This is a genomic window from Streptacidiphilus sp. MAP5-3, from assembly GCF_041262505.1.
Taxonomy (GTDB): domain Bacteria; phylum Actinomycetota; class Actinomycetes; order Streptomycetales; family Streptomycetaceae; genus Streptacidiphilus.
On sequence record NZ_JBGCCL010000018.1, the window covers coordinates 60,353 to 81,179 of the forward strand.

At 70.6% G+C, this 20,827-nt stretch carries 23 protein-coding genes; 17 read left to right on the forward strand and 6 right to left on the reverse strand.

The window, feature by feature from the left end; all coding sequences use genetic code 11:
• The first annotated feature begins 91 nt into the window (after nucleotides 1-91).
• Entirely contained in the window at nucleotides 92-652 is a 561-nt protein-coding gene (locus ABH928_RS24420) for a hypothetical protein (protein ID WP_370070004.1), read from the forward strand.
• A gap of 195 nt (nucleotides 653-847) precedes the next feature.
• Here ABH928_RS24420 and ABH928_RS24425 read toward each other — a convergent pair whose 3' ends face one another.
• Complete coding sequence (locus ABH928_RS24425; RefSeq protein WP_370070006.1) at nucleotides 848-2,185, reverse strand: PLP-dependent aminotransferase family protein; 1,338 nt, start codon at nucleotides 2,183-2,185, stop codon at nucleotides 848-850.
• Between the two features lie 89 nt (nucleotides 2,186-2,274).
• Here ABH928_RS24425 and ABH928_RS24430 point away from each other — a divergent pair, with 89 nt between their 5' ends.
• The 4 genes from ABH928_RS24430 (at nucleotide 2,275) to ABH928_RS24445 (ending at nucleotide 5,264) form a co-directional block, all read left to right on the forward strand.
• Nucleotides 2,275-2,898: a DJ-1/PfpI family protein gene (locus ABH928_RS24430; protein WP_370070008.1), complete on the forward strand. Its 624-nt coding sequence runs from the start codon at nucleotides 2,275-2,277 to the stop codon at nucleotides 2,896-2,898.
• 395 nt (nucleotides 2,899-3,293) lie between these two features.
• Nucleotides 3,294-3,530 (forward strand): DUF4287 domain-containing protein, encoded by a 237-nt coding sequence (locus ABH928_RS24435; RefSeq protein ID WP_370070010.1) that lies wholly within the window; start codon nucleotides 3,294-3,296, stop codon nucleotides 3,528-3,530.
• Nucleotides 3,531-3,582: 52 nt separating this feature from the next.
• On the forward strand, nucleotides 3,583-3,918 hold the full coding sequence (locus ABH928_RS24440; protein WP_370070012.1) for a YciI family protein: 336 nt from the start codon (nucleotides 3,583-3,585) through the stop codon (nucleotides 3,916-3,918).
• A 71-nt stretch (nucleotides 3,919-3,989) separates the two neighbouring features.
• The gene (locus ABH928_RS24445) at nucleotides 3,990-5,264 is read left to right on the forward strand and encodes an RNA polymerase sigma factor (protein WP_370070014.1); all 1,275 of its coding nucleotides are present in this window, start codon (nucleotides 3,990-3,992) and stop codon (nucleotides 5,262-5,264) included.
• Nucleotides 5,265-5,341: 77 nt separating this feature from the next.
• On the opposite strand, the gene ABH928_RS24450 is transcribed toward ABH928_RS24445, so the two are convergent.
• Nucleotides 5,342-5,974 carry a maleylpyruvate isomerase N-terminal domain-containing protein gene (locus tag ABH928_RS24450; RefSeq protein WP_370070016.1) on the reverse strand — a complete coding sequence of 211 codons (633 nt, stop codon included), beginning with the start codon at nucleotides 5,972-5,974 and terminating at the stop codon, nucleotides 5,342-5,344.
• Nucleotides 5,975-7,310: 1,336 nt separating this feature from the next.
• Here ABH928_RS24450 and ABH928_RS24455 point away from each other — a divergent pair.
• From ABH928_RS24455 to ABH928_RS24490, 8 genes are all read left to right on the forward strand, one after another.
• Nucleotides 7,311-7,487, forward strand: coding sequence for a LuxR C-terminal-related transcriptional regulator (locus ABH928_RS24455; protein ID WP_370070018.1), 177 nt, complete (start codon nucleotides 7,311-7,313; stop codon nucleotides 7,485-7,487).
• Nucleotides 7,488-8,027: 540 nt separating this feature from the next.
• A complete protein-coding gene (locus ABH928_RS24460) occupies nucleotides 8,028-9,191 on the forward strand; it encodes a protein-L-isoaspartate O-methyltransferase (RefSeq protein WP_370070020.1) in 1,164 nt (387 codons plus the stop codon).
• A gap of 228 nt (nucleotides 9,192-9,419) precedes the next feature.
• Complete coding sequence (locus ABH928_RS24465) at nucleotides 9,420-9,722, forward strand: urease subunit gamma (protein WP_370070022.1); 303 nt, start codon at nucleotides 9,420-9,422, stop codon at nucleotides 9,720-9,722.
• A 14-nt stretch (nucleotides 9,723-9,736) separates the two neighbouring features.
• Entirely contained in the window at nucleotides 9,737-10,048 is a 312-nt protein-coding gene (locus ABH928_RS24470; RefSeq protein WP_370070024.1) for an urease subunit beta, read from the forward strand.
• On the forward strand, nucleotides 10,045-11,823 hold the full coding sequence (locus ABH928_RS24475) for an urease subunit alpha (protein ID WP_370070026.1): 1,779 nt from the start codon (nucleotides 10,045-10,047) through the stop codon (nucleotides 11,821-11,823). The genes ABH928_RS24470 and ABH928_RS24475 overlap by 4 nt, the downstream gene beginning before the upstream one ends.
• Nucleotides 11,824-11,836: 13 nt before the next feature.
• Nucleotides 11,837-12,514, forward strand: coding sequence for an urease accessory protein UreF (locus tag ABH928_RS24480; RefSeq protein ID WP_370070028.1), 678 nt, complete (start codon nucleotides 11,837-11,839; stop codon nucleotides 12,512-12,514).
• Nucleotides 12,515-12,592: 78 nt separating this feature from the next.
• Entirely contained in the window at nucleotides 12,593-13,279 is a 687-nt protein-coding gene (gene ureG, locus ABH928_RS24485) for an urease accessory protein UreG (RefSeq protein WP_370070141.1), read from the forward strand.
• Entirely contained in the window at nucleotides 13,276-14,028 is a 753-nt protein-coding gene (locus ABH928_RS24490; protein WP_370070030.1) for an urease accessory protein UreD, read from the forward strand. Before ureG ends, ABH928_RS24490 begins: the two co-directional genes overlap by 4 nt.
• A gap of 89 nt (nucleotides 14,029-14,117) precedes the next feature.
• Here ABH928_RS24490 and ABH928_RS24495 read toward each other — a convergent pair whose 3' ends face one another.
• A complete protein-coding gene (locus tag ABH928_RS24495) occupies nucleotides 14,118-15,350 on the reverse strand; it encodes a MalY/PatB family protein (RefSeq protein ID WP_370070032.1) in 1,233 nt (410 codons plus the stop codon).
• A gap of 51 nt (nucleotides 15,351-15,401) precedes the next feature.
• A complete protein-coding gene (locus tag ABH928_RS24500) occupies nucleotides 15,402-16,088 on the reverse strand; it encodes an alpha/beta fold hydrolase (protein ID WP_370070034.1) in 687 nt (228 codons plus the stop codon).
• Nucleotides 16,089-16,311: 223 nt separating this feature from the next.
• On the opposite strand from ABH928_RS24500, the gene ABH928_RS24505 reads away from it, so the two are divergent.
• From ABH928_RS24505 to ABH928_RS24520, 4 genes are all read left to right on the forward strand, one after another.
• Nucleotides 16,312-16,638: a PadR family transcriptional regulator gene (locus ABH928_RS24505; protein ID WP_370070036.1), complete on the forward strand. Its 327-nt coding sequence runs from the start codon at nucleotides 16,312-16,314 to the stop codon at nucleotides 16,636-16,638.
• Nucleotides 16,635-16,991, forward strand: a complete 357-nt coding sequence (locus tag ABH928_RS24510) for a DUF1048 domain-containing protein (protein WP_370070038.1) — start codon at nucleotides 16,635-16,637, stop codon at nucleotides 16,989-16,991. Before ABH928_RS24505 ends, ABH928_RS24510 begins: the two co-directional genes overlap by 4 nt.
• Nucleotide 16,992: 1 nt before the next feature.
• Nucleotides 16,993-17,319: a DUF1048 domain-containing protein gene (locus ABH928_RS24515; RefSeq protein WP_370070040.1), complete on the forward strand. Its 327-nt coding sequence runs from the start codon at nucleotides 16,993-16,995 to the stop codon at nucleotides 17,317-17,319.
• A 461-nt stretch (nucleotides 17,320-17,780) separates the two neighbouring features.
• The gene (locus ABH928_RS24520; protein WP_370070042.1) at nucleotides 17,781-19,376 is read left to right on the forward strand and encodes a peptidoglycan-binding protein; all 1,596 of its coding nucleotides are present in this window, start codon (nucleotides 17,781-17,783) and stop codon (nucleotides 19,374-19,376) included.
• A gap of 173 nt (nucleotides 19,377-19,549) precedes the next feature.
• Here the strand turns inward: ABH928_RS24520 and ABH928_RS24525 are convergent, their stop codons facing one another.
• Together ABH928_RS24525 and ABH928_RS24530 are read right to left on the reverse strand one after the other, a co-directional pair.
• Nucleotides 19,550-20,413 (reverse strand): class I SAM-dependent methyltransferase, encoded by an 864-nt coding sequence (locus ABH928_RS24525; RefSeq protein WP_370070044.1) that lies wholly within the window; start codon nucleotides 20,411-20,413, stop codon nucleotides 19,550-19,552.
• Between the two features lie 58 nt (nucleotides 20,414-20,471).
• A complete protein-coding gene (locus ABH928_RS24530) occupies nucleotides 20,472-20,735 on the reverse strand; it encodes a hypothetical protein (protein WP_370070046.1) in 264 nt (87 codons plus the stop codon).
• Nucleotides 20,736-20,827 lie beyond the last annotated feature (92 nt).

Below are 20,827 nucleotides of genomic sequence, written 5' to 3' on the forward strand. Positions count from 1 at the left end.
CGGCCTTCATCCCGTCAAGGTGACCAGGAAGCACGCCAGAACAAGACCCCCCGGGGGTTGACGCATGCGGAAACCCCCGTAGGGTTGACGCATGCGGAAACCTGTCCCGAGGGACGTCATGGGCCCCACTCCGCCGAGCAATCCCGGCGGACGCCCCGAAGTCGGCCCCAAGATCGATGTTCGCCTGCCAGTTGACACTCTCCGGCGTCTCGACGCGCGGGCTGAAGCCGCCGGCGAGTCCCGTGCCGTCACCATCCGCACCCTCATCGACGACGGCCTCGAACACCCCCGCACCCTCGCGGAGCTCGCCGCCGAACGCCCCCTCGAACTCGTCGACCAGGTCGTCGACGGCGACCGCCCCCACGGCGTCTCCGTCCACAGCAGCGGCCGCACGTTCTGGCTCTCCAGCTGCCCGGACGGATGGATCCTCGCGCACAGCAGGGACGCATACCGCATCGCCGCCTTCCAAGGCGCGGCGCTACTCGCCTACCAGCGCCTCCCCGTCAGCGAAGTGACTCCCCATCTCCGCTCCGACGAGCCCGCCTTCCCCGCCCTGATCGCCGCCGGACGGGCCATCCTCGACGACATCGGCGCACAGGAACGCCTCCTGATGCGGCACCTCGACACCATGCACTGGCCGCCCATGCTCTGACTGACGCGGGCACGCTCGGCGTCGCATGGAACAACGACAGCCGCCTCCAGAGCTGACGCTTCAACAAGTCAAACCATCCGAGGGGGGCTGACGCACCGACTGGTGCAGGAGCCCCTCTCACGGGAACACGCGGCCGTCACGGGAGGGTCTGGCCGAAGGAATCAGAATCGGCCAAATCGGCTGGCCGACGGGAGTTCAGGTGTAGGCGTCCTCGACGGCGACTCGTCGCACTGTACGCAGCGTCGACCGGAGACTTTCCAGATCGGTCGAGCCCAGGGCGAGGCGGAGCGCCTGCGGTGTGTGCGTCGAGGTGGTGAACGGCTCCGCCGTGGTGACCGAGATGTGCCGGCGCGCGAGGGTGGCCGTCAGGCGGTCGGCGCGTGCGTCGTCGGGCAGCGGCAGCCATGCGAAGTAGGACGAGGGGTGGCTGACGAGTGGCAGGCCTGCCAGCTCTTGTCCGGCGAGTTCCTGACGGGCCCTGGCGTCGTCCCGTTTCTGCGCTTCCAGGTGGTCCACCGTTCCGTCATCGAGCCAGCGGCAGGCGATCGCTGTGGTCAGGGCGGGCGTGTTCCAGGTGGTCGCGCGGATCGCGCGTTCGAGCGAGGGCACCGTGGACGGAGGGGCGACGACGAAGCCGACCCGCAGGCCGGTGGCGATGCTCTTGGACAGTCCCGAGACGTAGACGGTGATGTCCGGCGCGGTCGCGGCCAGGGGCGGTGGAGGGTCCTCGACGAGGTAGGCGTAGGAGGCGTCTTCGATGACGAGCGGACCGTGCTGCCGAGCGATCTTGATCAGACGGGTGCGGTCGGCCGCGGACATGACCCAGCCCAGAGGGTTGTGCAGGGTGGGCATGGTGTAGATCGCGCGCACCGGGCGGGTCGCGCACAGTTTCTCCAGGGCATCGAGATCCGGCCCGTCGGAGGTGACGGGGATGGGCTCCAGGTCGAGATGGAAGGCGTGCGCGAGCACCTTGAAACCCGGGTAGGTGAGTGCGTCGACCGCGACGACGTCGCCGGCGCTCAGCGTGGCCATGACGGTGACGGCCAGGCCGTGCTGCGCACCGTTGACGATGAGGACCCGATCCGCCTGTGTGGTGATCCCCCGGCGTCTGAGGTGTCGTGCGATGGAGGCTCTGTCCTGGGGACGCCCGCGGTGTGGTTGATAGCGCAGCAGCGAGTCGAGATCACCGCTGGTGGCCACCTCTCGCAAGGCCTGCCGCAGAAGATCGGCCTGGCCGGGCAGCGACGGGTAGTTGAAGCTGAGGTCGACCGCGTCCGTGGCAACGACCTGCTGGTCGATGCCGTGACCGGCGGGAACCGCGACGTCACGCACGAACGTGCCGCGGCCCTGTTCCCGGCTCACCAAGCCCATCGCTTCCAGCTCGGCGTACACCCGGGTGGCGGTCACCACGGCGATGCCCTCGCGGGCGGCGAGCCCCCGATGAGTCGGCAGCCGCACACCTGCGGTGAGCCGCCCGGTCCGGATCTCGGATGCGAGCGCGTCGACCAGCGTCTTGTATCGCGAGGCTGCCATGCACCGGATTGTATCCATGACAATTCTTTGACTGTCCTGCTCGCGGGTTCCTACCGTCTGGACCCAACTCACCCGGAAGGACAGCCACGGTGCACATCGCCATCCTCACCTTCGAGGGATACAACGAGCTCGACTCCCTGATCGCGCTCGGTGTGCTCAACCGCGTCAAGACCGACGACTGGCGCGTCACCATCGCCACCCCCAGCCCCAAGGTCACGTCGATGAACGGGGTGGTGATCGAGCAGATGTCCACTCTTGAGGAGGCGTGCGCCGCCGACGCCGTCATCGTCGGCAGTGGCAGCGCCACCCGCGAGGTCGTCGAAGACCCGGCGATCATGAACATCCTGCGCGGCCTGGACCCCTCGCGCCAACTCATCGCGGCGCAGTGCTCCGGCGCGCTCGTGCTGGCCAAGCTCGGCCTGCTAGACAACATGCCCGCCTGCACCGACCTGATCACCAAGCCATGGGTCGTTGCCGCCGGCGTCGATGTCCTCAACCAGCCCTTCTACGCCAAGGACAACACCGCCACCGCCGGCGGCTGCCTGGCCTCGCACTACCTCGCCGCCTGGATCATCGCCCGCCTTCAGTGCCACGACGCCGCCGAAGGCGCGCTGCACTACGTCGCCCCGGTCGGCGAGAAGAACGCATACATCGAGCGTGCCTGGCGCAACATCTCCCCCTACCTGCCCGCTCCCGCTCCGGCACTCAGCTGACCAACCAGTCGTAAGCGGTCAGAGCCGTTCTCGACCGTCCTCATCGCCGTCGCGGTCCCCGCTGCCAGCGCCACGCAGACGCACCGCGCAGACCACCGCCGGCACCAATGCCAGCACGGGCCCCCACCCCCGACCCCGCCCCACACAAACCCGGAATAGGCCACGCCCGGAAACGGCAACCACACACCCCGAAACTGCCGCAGGCACGCCGAGCCCGAGGCCCTGCCCACTGATCGCCATGCCCGAGCCGCGGCCATCCGCCGGGTTCCGCCTCGCCGGCCGAAAAATATTTCCGGACGGTGTCGATCTGTGCCCGCGCCGTTCGAAGCATGCATGAGACCGGGTGACCAGCCCGCCGAACCACACACGCGAAGAGGTCCCTTGAGGAGAACGCCATGACCCAGCCCGTCACCGGACCCGCCTTCTACTTCCCCTCCATCGAGAAGAAGTACGGGCGACCGATCAACGAATGGATCGACCTCATCCGCTCCAGCAACCTCACCAAGCACAAACAACTCGTCGACTGGCTCAAGGCCGAGTACGGCGTCGGCCACGGACACGCCACCGCGCTCGTGGGCTACACCCTGGCCGGCCACACCTCCTGGCAGCCGACCGACCCGGATCCGTCCTGATCCCGGCAAACCACCACGCGTCAACGACCGACCCGTTCAGAAAGGAACGATCATGCGATACCTGATGACGACCTACGCCGGCGGCAGCGCCCCGGACGAGAAGATGTACGCCGAGATGGGTGCCTTCGTCGCGGAGTTGTCCAAGTCCGGCGCGCTGCTGGCCACCGGCGGCCTCGAACCGCAGGGGACGCACGCCTCCTCGACCGGCGGGCGGGTCACCTTCACCGACGGCCCGTACGTCGAGGCCAAGGAGCTGATCGTCAGCTTCGCCCTGCTCGACGTCCACTCCAAGGAGGAAGCCCTGGAACTGGCCCGGCGCTTCTGGACGATCGCCGGCGACGGCGAGGGCGACATCCGCCAGGTGTTCGGGCCCGAGGACGCGTCCTAAGGCCTGACCCCCAGCGCACGCCCGCGCGCCGCGCTTGCCATGGGGCCGACCCCGATGCTGGGATCGGCCCCATGGCGCAGTCCGAGGTGAGCCGCGCGGTCGAAGCGGTCTGGCGGCTCGAGTCCGCACGGATCATCGGCGGCCTGGCCCGCATCCTGCGCGACGTCGACCTGGCCGAGGAGATGGCACAAGAAGCCCTGCTGGCCGCACTCGAGCAGTGGCCCCGCGACGGAGTTCCCCCGAATCCGGGCGCATGGCTCACCGTCATCGCCAAACGCCGCGCCGTCGACCGGCTGCGTCGCCTCGAACGGCTCGAACGCAAACAGCAGGAGCTCGTAGCGGACCTGCACGACATGCAGCGAGCCCTCGACGACGACGCGGCCCTCGACGAACGCGAGATCAACGACGACGTGCTGCGCCTGATGTTCGTCTGCTGCCACCTGGCGCTCTCCGTCGACGCCCGCGTCTCCCTGACGCTCCGGCTCCTCGGCGGCCTGACCACCCGGGAGATCGCCCGGGCCTACCTCCTGCCCGAAGCGACGGTCGCGCAGCGCATCGTGCGGGCCAAACGCACCCTCGCCGCCCGCCGTGTCGCCTTCGAACTGCCTCCGACCGGCGAGCGTGCCGAACGCCTGGCCTCGGTCCTCGAATGCCTCTACCTGGTCTTCAACGAAGGCTACGCCGCGACGAGCGGCGAGGACTGGACGCGCCCGGACCTGTGCTTCGAAGCCCTGCGGCTCGGCCGGATCCTCGCCGAACTCGCTCCCCAGGATGCCGAGGTCCACGGACTGGTCGCGCTGATGGAACTTCAGGCCTCGCGCCTGCGGGCTCGGGTGGGCACCGACGGCGAGCCGATCGGGATTCTCGAACAGGACCGAAGCCGCTGGGACCGGCTGCTGATCGCCCGAGGATTCGCCGCGCTGCTGCGCGCCGGACAGTGCCCGCCGGGGCCGCCTGGACCCTACGTCCTGCAAGCCGCGATCGCCGCCTGCCACGCACGCGCCCGCCTGCCCGAAGACACCGACTGGTCCCAGATCGTCGACCTGTACACGGCACTGACCGCCGTCACTGCCTCGCCCGTCGTGCGCCTGAACCGGGCCGTCGCGGTGGCGATGGCCTCCGGGCCGGCCGAAGGCCTCGCCCTGGTCGACGAACTGCTCAGCGAGAACTCCCTGAGCTCCTACCACGCGCTGCCGAGCGTGCGCGCAGACCTCCTTGCCAAACTCGGCCGCCACGCCGAGGCCCGCGCCGAGTTCGAACGAGCCGCCGCCCTGACAGGCAACGCCAAGGAACGCGCCATCCTGCTCGACCGCGCCGCCCAACAAGATGACGCGCACGGCGCGTAGGATATCCCCAAGCCCCGATCCGCCAACCCCTCGCCCGACACCCCACGGCGCACACGCAGGCGAGCGCGTCACCCCCGTCAGAACGCGGCGATCGTGGCCGGCGCGCGTTCCACCCGGGTCAGCGCGCGCAGTACGGGCACGGAGCCGTGCCTCCTGGCCGCCAGCGTGGCCAGGAGGCCGACGACCGCGTCGGTCGCCGGGGCGGGCAACTCGGGCGTCGGGACGCCCACGCTGACCGCCAAGTCGTCGACGTGCACGACCAGTTCCATCATGCGGTTGGTCAGCAGGTCGTCCAGGCGCAGTGACGGCGGTCCCCACGGGAACTGCACCACCCGGTGCGGGGCCTGGCGCGGTAGGTCCCGGCGCAGCCGGTCGAGCACCTCGGCGGTCCGGGTCGCCAGCGCTTGCGGGCCGACCGCGGCGTACTGGTCGCCGCTGCCTCTGACCCCGCGGTGGACCTCGCCGTCCTGGTCGGCGTCGATCCAGCTGGCCTGAAGGAAATAGTCCAGCAGCGCCACGGGCTCGGTGTCCGGTTCCGGGCCGTCGAGCGCCTTGGCCACCACGTTGACCTGCCCGGCCAGATGACCCGCGAGCCCGCTGACTGCGTAGCGCGCCAGGGCGCTGGGCTTGTCCCACGCATCGGCCACGGACTGGTGCGCCAACAGTGACACCGCTGCTTCGGCGGCGGCGAGATAGCTCTCCCCCATCATGTTCGTGTTATACCACGCACCTGGTGCCGACGGGCCGCCCGGCCGGATCAGGGGACGAGCCAGCCGTCGTCAACAGCCCGGGAGTTCAGCCCAAGCCCACAGCCAGTGACACGACCGAAAAACAGCGCCGGAACCGGGAACAACCACCCCCGCCGACCAACCCGACCCGACACCCGGCACAGCGAAATACCCGAACAACAGGACAAGAGGAAAACGGGACACCAAGCGCACCGAAACACACCCGACAGCCGGACACCAGGCGCAATGGTGCGACATCGTCGTGTCACACAACGCCCCTGGCGGCTTTGTCAAGGGCCCCTATCAGGACTGAAACCATAACAACCTTGAACCCGGCTCGAACTGCACTTACTCTCGTGATCATGACAAGTATTCGTGCACTCGGCCCGGAAGAATCGTTTCTTGTCAAACTGAATTCCATCGTCCGGAAAAGCCCGGACACCGGCCCCCGCCCCGCACTCGCCCCACGAGCTGGGCGCGACACGGCACACACCCTGTACGACCTCGCCGTCAAAAACCCCGCCTGGCGCCCCGACGACGCCACCACCAGCTATGGCTGGACAACACGCGAGCTCGACCACGCCACCGAGAAACTCCACCGCCTCGGCCTGTTCGCACCCAGCGACCACACCCCCAGCGGCTGGATCGCCCTCGCCCCCCAACACGCACTCGGCTGCCTCGTCGAGGACTTCGAGGACCAACTCGCCCAATTCGGCGCGACGATGGCCAACACCTGGGAAAACGCCTACGAAGTCCTCACCGGATACCGCACCACCTACATGACCCACCACGAAGACAACCGCATCCAGGTCATCGACGGCCCCGACGACATATCAGCCGCCCTCGAAAGGGAACTGAGCAGCACCAGTTCCGAATTGCTCCTCCAAGGCACCGGGGACGAATTCACCCGCACCCTCACCCCCGCCGCCCACACCCTGCTGGCCCGCGACGTCCACATCCGCTTCGTCATCCGCGCCGCCACCACCCGAACCCCCCACACCGCCCGGCACCTACACGAACTACTCCAGGGCGGCGCCGAAGGGCGCAGTCACCCCGTGCTCCCGCTCAGCTTCGCCCTCATCGACCACACCACCTCCCTCCTCCACGTCCCCCACACTCCCCACAGCCCCATCGTCAACCACGTCTTCCGCGGCGTCTTCCACCACTACTGGGCCCACTCCACGCCCCTGATCCCCCAAGGAACCAAAAGCCTCAAAGAACACACGCCACCCGCCCCCACCAAGAACCCACCCCACCCACCGACCCCCCACACGACCTCACCCCACCCCACGACACCCACACCACCGCCCTCCTCCACATGCTGGCCGCCGGACTCACCGACCAAGCCATCTCCCGCCACCTCGGCATCCACGAACGCACCGTCCGCCGAAAAATCGCCGAGCTCACCACCAAACTCCACGCCAACAGCCGCTTCCAGGCAGGCGTCAACGCCACCAAAGCCGGCTGGCTCAACAACACGACCCCAACCACCTGAAAAGCCGGCTCGGCATGTGCGTGTGCTCCTGCTCCGGACACCGCTGACCCACGACCCGATTTCGGCCCCGCCAACAACACGACGGCGGGGCCGCTGTGTTGAGCACATGCTGCGCTGACAGCCGGTTCCGACTCCGACTCCGACGCGGACTACGCCCGGACGGGCCTGCGGGCACTGGCGGCGGCAAAGACCGTCGTTGCCGACTACCGCACCGCGCCGGGCCTGCCGTGACGTTCCACCCTGCGGACTCCGGCCGCTCCGGCCGCCGGGAAGTGATGACGCCCTGGACGCCCTCGCCGGGTTGGCGTCGTGCTCGACTCCAGGAGGTTGCTTCCACGCGCCCTCGGTGCGCCGTGGTGCCGGGCTTCCGCCCGGCGGTGACGCCGGGTCAGGATGGGTGGGTCGGTCGGGCACACGAGTGGGAGATGCCGTGGGCGAGCACGAGAAGCCGGCGCCGGACCCGGGCCAGGGCGCGCCGCCGCCGGGAAACGCGGACGGGCAGGTGCCGCCCCCGCCGCCCTCGGACGGGAAGCACAAGAGGTGACCGGTCCAGATCTGGCCACCCTGCGCGGGCAGTTGGACGCGGCCATGGCCGAGCGCGGGGCGTGGCCCGAGCGGTCGCCGTGGCTACGCGAGGCCTGCGCGGCGCTGCCGCAGGACGGGTTCGCTCCCGGGCGGCTGTGGCGGTGGGACGGGCGCACCTACGCGCCCGTCGACCGGGGCACGGACCCGGAGGGGTGGGCGCGGACCCTGTTCGCCGGTCCGGACACCGCGGCGGTCACCCAGGTCACCGGTGGGCTGCCGTCCTCGAGCCTGTCCGCGCCCGCTGTCGTCGTCGACATGCTGGACAGCCTGCTGCTCGAGCCCGGACACGCGGTGTGGGACATCGGCACCGGGCAGGGCTGGAGCTGCGCGCTGGCCGCCTGGCGCGCGGGCGAGGGCAGGGTGGTGTCCACCGAGACCGACACCTCTCTGGCCGCGACCGCGCGTGCCCGCCTGCGGGCCTGCGGCATCCGGGCCGAGGTCCGTGTCGGCGACACCACCCGGCAGGCGCCCGGTGACGGGCTGTTCGACCGGATCCACGCCAGCTACGCGGTCGAGAGCGTCCCGCTGCTGTGGCTGGCACACACCCGGCCAGGTGGGCGGATCGTGTTCCCCTGGGGCCGACTCGGACACGTCGCCCTCACCGTCGAGCCCACAGCGGACGCCGCCACCGGCTGGGTCCAGGGCCTGGGCCAGTTCATGGCCGACCGCCACCACGCCCACCCACGCACCACCGGACACGCCGGATTCCGGACTGTGCGCGGCAGCAGCGCCCCGGACAACAAGCGGACCCTCGACCGCGAGCTGGCGCCGCTGCACGAGAACTGGAACCTCAAGTTCGCGCTGCGCGTCGCGGTGCCGGACGTCGAGGTCATCACGGCCGTCGACGACGACGGCGTGAACGCGTGGCTGCACGACGGCGCCCGGTCCTGGGCAGCCCTGTCGACCACCGGGGACGGCGCGGTGACGCTCTACCAGGGCGGTGCCCGGCGCATCGGCGACGACGTCGTCGCCGCATGGGACCAATGGGAGGAGCACGGGCAACCGGTCCCGTACGACTACGGCATGACCGTCACTCCGACCGCCCAGTGGGCCTGGCTCGGCAACCCCACGACCGGTCCGCGCTGGCCCGTCGGCCCTCGCGCGACAGTCCGTCCCTGACGGCGCGCCGGCCGACCGGCCTTCAGAGGGGCCCAGCTTCGTCCCCGGAGCGGCATGGGGCGTAAGGGCCACCCCGGCATGTTCCGGCGTGCGTGGCGGGGTGTGGGTCGGTCAGGTTACTTCTGCGTGACACCCCTGGTTCTCCGGTTCTGATCCGGTAGCTTGGCCGAAACCGCGGCACGACGGGGTGCTCGCGTCCTTTCCTCCCACCCGAGGAGTTCGGCGCCGATGAGACTGACCCCGCACGAGCAGGAACGGCTGATGATCCACGTCGCCGCCGACGTCGCGTTCTCGCGACGGGCGCGCGGGCTGAGGCTGAATCATCCGGAGGCTCTCGCGATCCTCACCGTGCACGTGCTGGAGGGCGCGCGGGACGGACGCAGCGTCACTGAACTGATGGCGTCCGGACGGTCGGTGCTCGGGCGCGAGGACGTGATGGACGGCGTGCCGGAGATGATCCGCGACGTGCAGGTGGAGGCGACGTTCCCGGACGGGACGAAGCTGGTGACCCTGCACGAGCCGATCCACTGAGCGGGGGGCGTGACGTGATTCCGGGCGAACTGCTGCTGGGTGAGGACGACGTACCGCTCAACAGGGGACGGGCGGTGACGGGGCTGCAGGTGGTGAACACCGGCGACCGGCCGGTCCAGGTCGGCTCGCACTACCACTTCGCGGAGGCCAACCCCGGGCTCCGCTTCGACCGCGCCGCCGCGCGCGGCCGGCGGCTCAACGTGCCTGCCGGGACGGCCGTGCGGTTCGAGCCGGGGATACCGATGACCGTGGAACTGGTGCCGCTCGGCGGTGCCCGTGAGGTGTGGGGGCTGCGCGGCGAGACAGCGGGGCGGGTGGACGGATGAGCGCCGACGAGACGGGTGCCGGCAGGACGAGCGCCGGTGACCCGCGGGCCGCCGCGCTGACCGTGACCCGGCGCCGGTACGCCGACCTCTACGGCCCCACGGCCGGGGACCGGATCCGGCTGGCCGACACCGACCTGCTGGTCGAGGTCGAGCAGGACCTGTGCGGCGGCGGGGACGAGGCGGTCTTCGGCGGCGGCAAGGTGATCCGGGAGTCGATGGGCCAAAGCCGCGTCTCCCGCGCCCAGGGCGCCCCCGACACCGTGATCACCGGAGCGGTGGTGCTGGACCACTGGGGCGTCGTCAAGGCGGACGTGGGCATCCGCGACGGACGGATCACCGCACTCGGCAAGGCCGGGAACCCGGAGACGATGGACGGCGTGCACCCGCAGCTGGTGATCGGCCCGGAAACGGAGGTGATCGCCGGCAACGGACGGATCCTCACCGCCGGGGCCGTGGACTCCCATGTGCACTTCATCTGCCCGCAGTTGTTCGACGAAGCGCTGGCGAGCGGGGTGACCACGCTGCTCGGCGGCGGCACCGGCCCGGCGGAGGGTTCGAAGGCGACGACGATCACGCCGGGCTCCTGGCATCTGGCGCGGATGTTCGCCGCCGCCGAGCAGTACCCCGTGAACCTCGGGCTGCTGGGCAAGGGCAACACGGTCTCGACCGAGGCGCTCCGTGCCCAACTGCGCGGCGGAGCAGCCGGGTTCAAGATCCACGAGGACTGGGGTGCCACCCCGGCCGTCATCGACGCCTGCCTGCGCGTCTGCGACGAGAGCGGGGCGCAGCTCGCGCTCCACACCGACACCCTCAACGAGGCCGGGTTCGTCCAGGACACCCTCGCCGCCATCGCCGGTCGCGGCATCCACGCCTACCACGCCGAGGGCGCGGGCGGCGGGCACGCGCCCGACATCATCACGGTGGTCTCCGAGCCCAACATCCTGCCCAGCTCCACGAATCCGACCCGCCCGCACACCCGGAACACCGTCGCCGAGCACCTGGACATGCTGATGGTCTGCCACCACCTCAGCGCCGACGTCCCGGAGGACCTCGCCTTCGCCGAGTCGCGGATCCGACCGTCCACCATCGCGGCCGAGGACGTGCTGCACGACCTCGGCGCGATCTCGATGATCAGCTCGGACTCGCAGGCGATGGGCCGGATCGGCGAGGTCGTCCTGCGCACCTGGCAGACCGCGCACGTGATGAAGCGGCGCCGCGGCTCGCTGCCCGGCGACGGGCGCGCGGACAACCTGCGGGCACGTCGCTACGTCGCCAAGTACACGATCAACCCGGCGATCGCGCAGGGTATGGACGGCGAGATCGGCTCCGTCGAGCCGGGCAAGCTCGCCGATCTGGTGCTGTGGACGCCGGCCTTCTTCGGCGTCAAGCCGGACCTGGTGGTCAAGGGCGGCCAGATCGCCTGGGCGCAGATGGGCGACGCGAACGCCTCCATCCCCACGCCACAACCGGTGCTGCCGCGCCCGATGTTCGGCGGGGTCGGGCGGTCGCCGTCGGCGAACTCGCTCAACTTCGTGACGCCGTGGGCGCTGGAGGACGGACTGCCGCAGCGGCTGGGCGAGGAGCTCGGCGTCGCCAAGGCGTTCGTGCCCATCCGCGACACGCGCGAGGTGCGGAAGGAGCATCTGCGCGAGAACGCCGCGCTCCCCCACGTCACCGTGGAGCCGGACACCTTCACGGTGCGGATCGACGGCGAGGTGGTCGAACCGCACCCGGTGGCGGAACTGCCCATGGCCCAGCGGTACTTCCTCTTCTGAGGCGCGCTCCGTGATGAGGGAGTCCTCGGTCCACCCCGCCCTGCTCGTCCTCGCCGACGGGCGCTTCCCGGCAGGCGGCCACGCCCACTCCGGCGGCGTCGAGGCGGCGGTCCGGGCGGGACGGGTGGGTGACGCCGCGAGCCTTGCGGCGTTCTGCGCCGGACGGCTGCACACGGTCGGACTCACCAACGCCGCCCTGGCGGCGAGCGCGGCGGCGGGCACGGACCCGCTCGCGCTCGACGAGGCGGCGGAAGCGCGCACGCCCTCCCCCGCGCTGCGGGCCGCGTCGCGCCGCCTCGGCCGCCAACTGCTCCGCGCGGCACGGGCGGCCTGGCCCGACCCGGCGCTGGAGCGGCTGGCCGCGGCGTGCCCGGGCGGGGCACACCAGCCGGTCGTGCTCGGCGTGACCGCCTCCGTGGCGGGCCTCGGCCCGGCGGACGCGGCGACAGCGGTGGCCTACGAGACGGTGTCCGGCCCGGTCACGGCGTGCGTGCGACTGCTGGGCCTGGACCCGTTCCAGGCCACGGCTGTGCTCGCCCGGCTGGCGCCCGCCGTCGGCGAGGTCGCGGACCAGGCGGTCACCGCGGCGGAACCCGGCGACGTCGACCTGCTGCCGGTCCTCGGCGCGCCGCTGCTGGAGATCTCGGCGGAACAGCACGCGGCCTGGCCGGTCCGGCTGTTCGCCTCATGAATCACCCTTGGCGCCCGGTGCCCGAAGGCCCGCGTCGCTGCGGGCCGTCCCAACCGTCCCCCCATGAACGGAGCCGTCATGCACCTGGACCCCGACCTTCCCGCACCCGACCACCACCCGGCCCCGGCCGCGCCCCGAACCGGCTCCGGGGCCCGGCGTGCCCTGCGGATCGGCCTCGGTGGGCCGGTCGGCTCCGGCAAGACGGCAACGGTCGCGGCCCTGTGCGCCGTGCTGCGCGACGAACTCTCCCTCGCCGTCGTCACCAACGACATCTACACGACCGAGGACGCCGAGTTCCTGCTGCGCAATGCCGTGCTGCCGCCGGAGCGCATCACCGCGGTGGAGACCGGCTGCTGCCCGCACACCGCGATCCGCGACGACATCAGCGCCAACCTGGAAGCGGTGGAGGAGCTGGAAGCCGCGGTCGGCCCGCTCGACCTGGTCCTCGTCGAGAGCGGCGGCGACAACCTGACGGCGACGTTCAGTCGCGGGCTGGTGGACCACCAGATCTTCGTGATCGACGTCTCCGGCGGTGACAAGATCCCCCGCAAGGGCGGCCCCGGCGTCACCAACTCCGACCTGCTGGTCGTCAACAAGACCGATCTGGCCCCGCTGGTCGGCGCGGACCTGTCGGTGATGGCCCGGGACGCGGCCGCGCAGCGCGGCGAACTGCCGGTCGTCTTCTGCTCGCTGGTGGGCCCGGACGGAGTGGCGCCGATAGCGGCGTGGGTATGCGAGCGCCTCGCGGACTGGCGCCGGGCATGAGCGGTGTCAGCGCCGTCGCCCGGATCCGGGCGACGGCGGACGCGCGCGGAGGCACGGCCCTGCGCGAGCTGACCGGCGACGGCCCGCTCGCCTTGCGCCGCTCCCGCCACCCGCAGGACGCGGGCGCCGCACACGTGGTCCTGGTGGGCGCGATGGCCGCGCCCCTCGGCGGGGACCGGCTGCGCGTCGAGGTGGTCGTCGAACCCGGCGCCCGACTACTGGTCACCAGCGCAGCCGCCACCCTCAGCCTCCCGGGCCGCGAACCGGCACCAGCCCACTACGACCTGGACCTGACCGTCGCCGGGGACGCCGAGCTGATCTGGCGTCCGGAACCGGTGATCGCCGCCGCGGGCAGCGAGCTGCGGCTGTGGACCCGCGTCCACCTGGATCCGCACGCCCGGCTGCTGCTCCGCGAGGAGCAGGTGCTCGGACGCCACGACGAACGACCGGGGCGCCTCACCTCCCGCCTGACCGTCCGCCAGGGCGGCCGGCTCGTCCTCGACCAGTCCACCGACATCGGTACCGGCGCCCCGCCCGGCTGGGACGGCCCGGCGGTCCTGGCAGGCCATCGGACGCTGGGTCAGATGCTGACGACCCGCGCGGGCACGGTGGGGGCGTCGGCCGAGGCCGCCGCCTTCCCGCTCGGCGAGAACCTGACCCTGCTGACCGCCGTCGCCCCGGACATCCCCGCACTCCGCGCCGCGCTGGAGGCACCCGACCCGACACCAAGACCCGTGCCGGTGCCGTAAGCCCTGCCCGCAACGGGACCGGGCGCGGTTCAACGCCTGGATCGATCTCGCATGTCGGCGACCACCGCGACCACGGCGACACCGTGCGGTCACAGCTCGGCGACCGCACGTCCCATGCGTTCCACCGCCTCGCGCAGGATGGCCGGGGAGGTCGCGAAGTTGAGGCGCACACAGCCCGCGCCGCCGGTGCCGAAGACGTGCCCGGAGCTGAGGGCGACCCGGGCCCGGTCGTAGAACATCCGCGCCGGGCCGGCGAGTTCGCTGACCACGCCGGGGCCGTCGGACCCGTCCGCGTGCAGGCCGAGCGCGGTGCAGTCCAACCAGGCCAGGTAGGTGCCCTCGGGCTGACGGTACGTCACCCCGGGCAGGTGCCGTGCGACCAGGTCGCCCAGGAGACGCCGGTTGGCGTCGAGTCCGGCCCGGAGCTCGTCGAGCCACTCCCGACCGGACCGCAGGGCCGCCGTGTGGGCGATGACGCCCAGATGGCTCGGTCCGTGGCTGACCTCTTCGGGCATGCGTCGCAGATCGGCCGCGGCCTCGGGACCGGCGATGGCCAGGGCCGCCTTGATGCCCGGGAGGTTCCAGGCCTTCGAGGCAGAGGTGACCGCAAGACCGCTTTCCGCGCCGGGGACGCTGAGAAACGGGGTGAAGGTGGCCCCGGCGAGCGCGAGCGGACCGTGGATCTCGTCCGAGACGACCCTCACCTGGTGCGTCCGAGCGAGCTCCGCGACGACCCGCAGCTCGTCACGGGTGTGGACCACGCCGGTGGGGTTGTGCGGGTTGCACATCAGGAACGCCACGCGCCGACGGCCGTCGCACCGCGCGCGCACGAACGCCTCCTCGAGGCTCCCGAAGTCGATGCGCAGGTCGGCGCCGAGCGGGGCCTCGACGACCTCCCTCGCGTCATGACCGACGAACGCGTAGAAGGGCGGGTAGACCGGTGAGCAGACCACCACGGCATCGCCGGGGTCGGTGACCAGCCGCAGCAGTTCGACCACGCCCATCATCACGTCGGGCACGATCGCCGTGTGGTCGACGCGCAGGCCGTCCCAGTGCCAGCGCTCGTGGGCGAAGTCCGCCAGCGCCTCGGCGTAGGCGGTGCCGTAGGGGTAACCGGTGTCACCGAGGTCGATCGCTTCACGCAGCGCCGCCGCGACGGCGGGCGCGAGCGGGACGTCCATCTCCGCGACCCAGAGCGGGAGTACGTCCTCCGGGAAAGCGCGCCACTTCATGCTGGTGCGCCTCCGCAGCCGGTCGAGATCCAGCTGCACCAGCGGGTCGGTCCGCGCGGCGTTCGCAGCTTCGGGACCTTCGCTGCTCATACCGTCCATCACACTCCGGCCCGACCGTCGTCGTGGGGTCCTGCCGTTTGCCTAAGCCTCCAGGGTCTTCGCGGCGTCGCGGATCGCGTCAAGGACGACGTCGGGATGCGAGAGCATGGGCACGTGGCTGCTGTCGACTGCGTAGGTCTTCGCGCCCATGCGCTCGGCTGCGGCCCGCTCCAGGTCCGGGTTCACGGTGCGGTCGTTGTTCGCGACGATGTACCAGCTCGGCTTCGTGCGCCAGGCCGTGCCGGGGACCTGCTGCGTGAACAGATCCGGGACCGGCACGGCGCCTGTCGCGAGGACGAGCTTCTGCTCGGCTGCCGGCAGATCACCGCAGAAGTCGGCAACGCCCGCCTCAAGGAGCCAGATGCGGCCGTCAGCGACGTCGATGTGCTGGAAGACGGGCGTGGGGGCGAACTTGTTCTGCTGGTCCTGTGAGGTCTCGTCCTCGTCGGGGGCGAGCGCGGCGATGTAGACCAAGGCGCCGACGCGGTCGTGGGTGCCGGCTTTGGTGATCAGGGTGCCGCCGTAGGAGTGGCCGACGAGCACGACCGGGCCGGGCACGTGGTTGATGGCGCGGGTGACGCACGCGACGTCGCCTTCGAGTGAGTCGAGGCCGTGCTGCGAGCTGTAGACCTCGTGGCCTTCCGACTGAAGCGCGGGAATGAGCTTCCCGAAGCACGACCCGTCGGCCCACAGCCCATGGGCGAAAACGATGCTGGCCTTGCTGACCATGACGTCCTCCTCTGCAGATACCAAGTCGCACTAGTAGTTACAAAGAGTATCCAACTCGACACAATGAGTGGTCGCGCCACGTCTGACATTGCATCTGACATGGTCGTGCATCCCGCTTCGCCGCGATGGGCGCGCAGCCTGCTGACATCCCCCACTACTCGGTGATACTGTGTAGTGGTACTCGGTAGCACGCAGTACCGAGAGAAGCTGAGGAGGGCTAGCGATGGACGACCTGACGGAGATGCTGAAGGGCACGCTCGAAGGGTGCGTGCTCGAAATCATCGACAACGAGGAAACCTACGGGTACGCCATCACCCGTCAACTGAACGAGCTCGGCTTCGCCGATGTCGTCGAGGGGACGGTGTACACCATCCTGCTGCGACTGGAGCGGAACGGACTCGTCCAGGTGACCAGACGCCCCTCCGAGGCCGGTCCGCCGCGCAAGTTCTTCACGCTCAACGACGCCGGACGCGAGGAACTCGCGAAGTTCTGGGCGAAGTGGCAGTACGTCTCATCACGCATCAACAAGCTCAAGGAGGGCGGGAGATGAACTTCTGGGAGACCATCACAGGCAACGATCTCACCAGGGATTGGAAGGCCTTCGAAGTCCGGGCCGAGGCCCTGCCCGACGACTACCGGGCGGCGTGGGAACAGATCAAGGGCCACCTCTTTCCCCATGGGGGCCTCACCGGCCGCAACCTGATGCCGATCTTCGACGCCGCGCTGGCGCTGCTGGAGGAGACGGCGGCGGACGGGCTGAGCGTCAGCGAGGTGCTCGGCGACGACATCCGTGGCTTCTGCACGGCGCTGGCCGGTGGAGAAGGCGCTCGAACCTATCGCGACCGATGGCGTGAGCAGTTGAACAGGAACGTCGCAAGGAAACTGAGCCGGCTGGAGGGCTGACGTGAGCGTCCACGACATCATCGAGGGCAAGAAGCAGTGGCGGGCGCACATGGCTCGGGTCAAGGCTCTCCCGCCGGACTACCAGATCGTCTACAAGGAGATGCAGAGGTACTTGTTCAAGGTCGGACCGACCGAACTCGCCGACGGGCCCCTGCTCCCCGGGATCGTCGACTTCTTCGAGGAGGGCGTCGCCGCGGGCAAGGGGGTCCTGGAGCTCATCGGCAACGACGTCGCCGCGTTCTGCGACGACCTGGTCAAGGACTCAAGCACCTACGCGGACCGCTATCAGGAGTCCATCAGCGGGAATCCGGGCCCGGCCGAGAAGTAAGACCCGTCGCCTCATGCCTCCAGGGTCAACCGCCCGACCCAACACCGAGCGTGACGTCGCGTCAGCAAGCGGAACCAGCGCACCGCTCAACTTTGAAGACCCCGGAAGGCTCTGGGCGGCTTCCTGCTGCTTCCACAGCGGGAAGCCGCCCCGCGGCAGAGACCTGGGTCGGCACCCACGCAGCCGCCCTGTTCGGCGGCCCGCGCCGACGCTGTCCCGCCCAACCGTCACGCCGCTGCGGATCCCTGCAGGTCAGGGGCGGTGCCGTCCCGCAATCCCAGCAGATCCCGACTCGCTGTGGACACAGGCCGGACCGGGGCCCAAAGATCACCTGCAGCGCTGCTTCCGACTGACACCGCCCAAGCGCTGGACAGTTGGGTCCGGCAGGGACTCGAATGCCGCGTCGCCCAGCGGCTCCCGCGTTGCTTCCCGCAACCAGAGGTCAAGAATTGGAACGTGTCATGGACCTGTTTGACCACGGCCATCGATTGTCTCGACGCAGGCTGCTGACCCTCGCCGGCGGCGCCGCGGTGGCCACCGTGGCCGGCGTCGGATTCGCCCGGTCGGCGTCCGCGGCTACCGCGGCGTCCTCGGCGACCGGCTACGGGATCGACTACTCCGACGCGTCGCTGACCGCCAGTTCGGTCGCCGCGGCGGGCTACGGCTTCGTGTGCCGTTACCTCAGCTGGCTGCCGAACCCGAAGGTCCTCACCCTGTCCGAGGCTCAGGCCCTGACCGCCGCAGGTCTGGGCATCGTCTCCAACTGGGAGTCCGACGGGCTGCAGTCCTGGCAGAGCGGCGTGCCCTCCGACCCCTACTCCCAGGGGGCCGGGCATGCCACCGAGGCGCAGCGGCAAGCGCTGGCCAACGGGATGCCGTCGTCGCGGCCGATCTACTTCAGCATCGACTTCGACCTTCAGCCCTCGATGTACTCCGCGCTCAACTCCTACTTCGACGGCGTCGCCTCGGTGATCGGCCAGTCTCGGACCGGTGCGTACGCCGGCTACCACGTGATCCAGGAGCTCTTCAACAACGGGAAGATCGCCTGGGGTTGGCAGACCTACGCGTGGTCCGGCGGGAACTGGGACAGCCGCGCGCAGTTGCGGCAGGTCCAGAACGACATCACGGTCGCCGGGCATGACGCGGACCTCGACCAGGCGATGGCCGCCGACATCGGGCAGTGGGGCGGCAAGGGCGGCGGCGGGGGTGGCGGTGTCATCCTGCCGTCCTGGCCGAACATCACCGACGGCATGACGGGGCCCAGCGTGCAGGCGGCGCAGTACCTGCTGCGCTACCACGGTGCCTCGATCACCGCCGACGGCCAGTTCGGGCCGGCCACCCTCTCCGCGACCGAGAGCTTCCAGTCCGCGCACGGCCTCGGCGTGGACGGCCAGATCGGCCCGCAGACCTGGTCGGCGCTGATCGTCCAGGTCCAGGAAGGCGCCAGCGGCGACGACGTCCGCGCCGCCCAGGTCGAGCTGAACCGGTTCGGCTACGGCCTCACGGTCGACGGCAGCTTCGGCTCCGGCACCGACACCGCCGCCCGGGCCTTCCAGTCCGCGCACGGCCTGGGCGTGGACGGCCAGGTGGGACCGCAGACCTGGCAGATGCTCGTGGGTACCGGGAACGGCGCCTCCGGCGGTGGCACCGTCGCGCCGCCCTGGCCGAATGTCATCGACGGCGACACCGGGAACAACGTGCTGGCGGCGCAGTACCTGCTGCGCTACCACGGTGCCTCGATCACCGCCGACAGCCAGTTCGGGCCGGCCACCCTCTCCGCGACCGAGAGCTTCCAGTCCGCACACGGCCTCGGCGTGGACGGCCAGATCGGCCCGCAGACCTGGTCGGCGCTGATCGTCCAGGTCCAGCAGGGCTCCAGCGGCGACGACGTCCGCGCCGCCCAGGTCGAGCTGAACAAGTTCGGCTACGGCCTCGCGGTCGACGGCAGCTTCGGCTCCGGCACCGACACCGCCGCCCGGGCCTTCCAGTCCGCGCACGGCCTCGGCGTGGACGGCCAGGTGGGACCGGAGACCTGGCAGATGCTCGTCGGCAGCTGACCGCCGAGCCCCTCCGGTGGCGAGTGTGCGGGGCGGATGAGCGCGACGGTTCGTTCGTCCCGCACTCGCTCGCCGCGGCGGAGACAGGCCCCCGGAATCATCGATCCCGAAGGCCGGGCCCGTGCCGGCGAGGCACCGACATCACTCCCACATCACTCAATCAACGTCAGTAGCTAGCCGTTCGGTGGGCGTACGGCCGAGACCAGGCTGCCGGGGCCTTCCTTGCTCTGGGGCGGGGTGCTGATAGGGCGCCCGTAGGCGGCGCCCCGCTCGCGCAGGGTGTAGACCTCGGCGTCCCATCCGTGCCCGGCCAGCCAGCCGACCGGGTCCTCAGGCATCTCCGAGACCCACATGGACGCGGCCGATCCCGGTCCGGCGTCCGCCCCGAACCGGTCGATCACCCCGCGCGAGCCCAGGGTGAGCCCCATCCGGCTGCCGGGTGCGGAGGCGGCGCCGATCCGGGTCAGCAGCAGTTCCACCGCGTCCTCGGGCAGGTAGATCAGCAGCCCCTCAGCGATCCACACCGTCGGCAGCGCGGGATCGTGCCCGGCGGCGGCCAACGCGCCGGGCCAGTCCTCGCGCAGATCCACCGGGACGGTGATCCGGGTGCAGCGCGGGACAGCCCGCTCCTGGCACAGCACCGAGGCCTTGAAGTCCAGCGGCTCGGCGGTGTCGACCTCGAACAACCGGGTGCCCTCGGGCCAGTCCATCCGGAAGGCCCGGCTGTCCATGCCCGCGCCGAGCAGCACGACCTGCCGGACACCGGCCGCGGCGGCCTGCTCCAGCAGGTCGTCGAGGAACTTCGTCCTGACGACGATGGAGAACGCCACGCCCATCCAGCGCCGCCGGGAGGCTTCGTCCCCGCGCGGCGGCGGGGCCGAGTCCGGCCCGCGCCCGCCGGCGGTGGCGAAGGCCAGTGCGAGCGGGTCACGGAACAACGGGTTCTCCCGCGCGGTCTCCAGGGCCCGCACCCGAGCCACCCCGACCGCCGTGGCCCACACTCCGGACGGCTGCACCGGCCCTCGCTCCTCAGTCATCCCAGCAGCCTAGCGCGGTACGACCGGGCAGTTCGGACGGGCCTGTTGAGCACCGCCGCTAGGCTTCGACGTACATCACCAGCGAGTCGGGATGCACACCGTCGTGCTTCATCGCGGCAGCGGCCTCCGGGCCCTGTAGTGCGGCCAGGAGAGCGTCAAGGTCGGCCACCTCCATCGTCAGCGCGACCTTGGTCGGATCCTGCGGGTTGGTGAACGTCCGGATGTTCGTGACTCCGAGCGGCCGGAAGAATTCCTCGCGCTTGGTCGAGGTGAGCCAGTGCTTAGTGTCATCGACACTGTGGTGGACAACGATGGTCGGCACGATGCCTCCTGGGCGGACGTGATTGGCGCAGCCGTGGCAACGGTGGCCCTGCGGCCACGCTACGACCGGACAGTTCGGGGCGCGTGTCGATC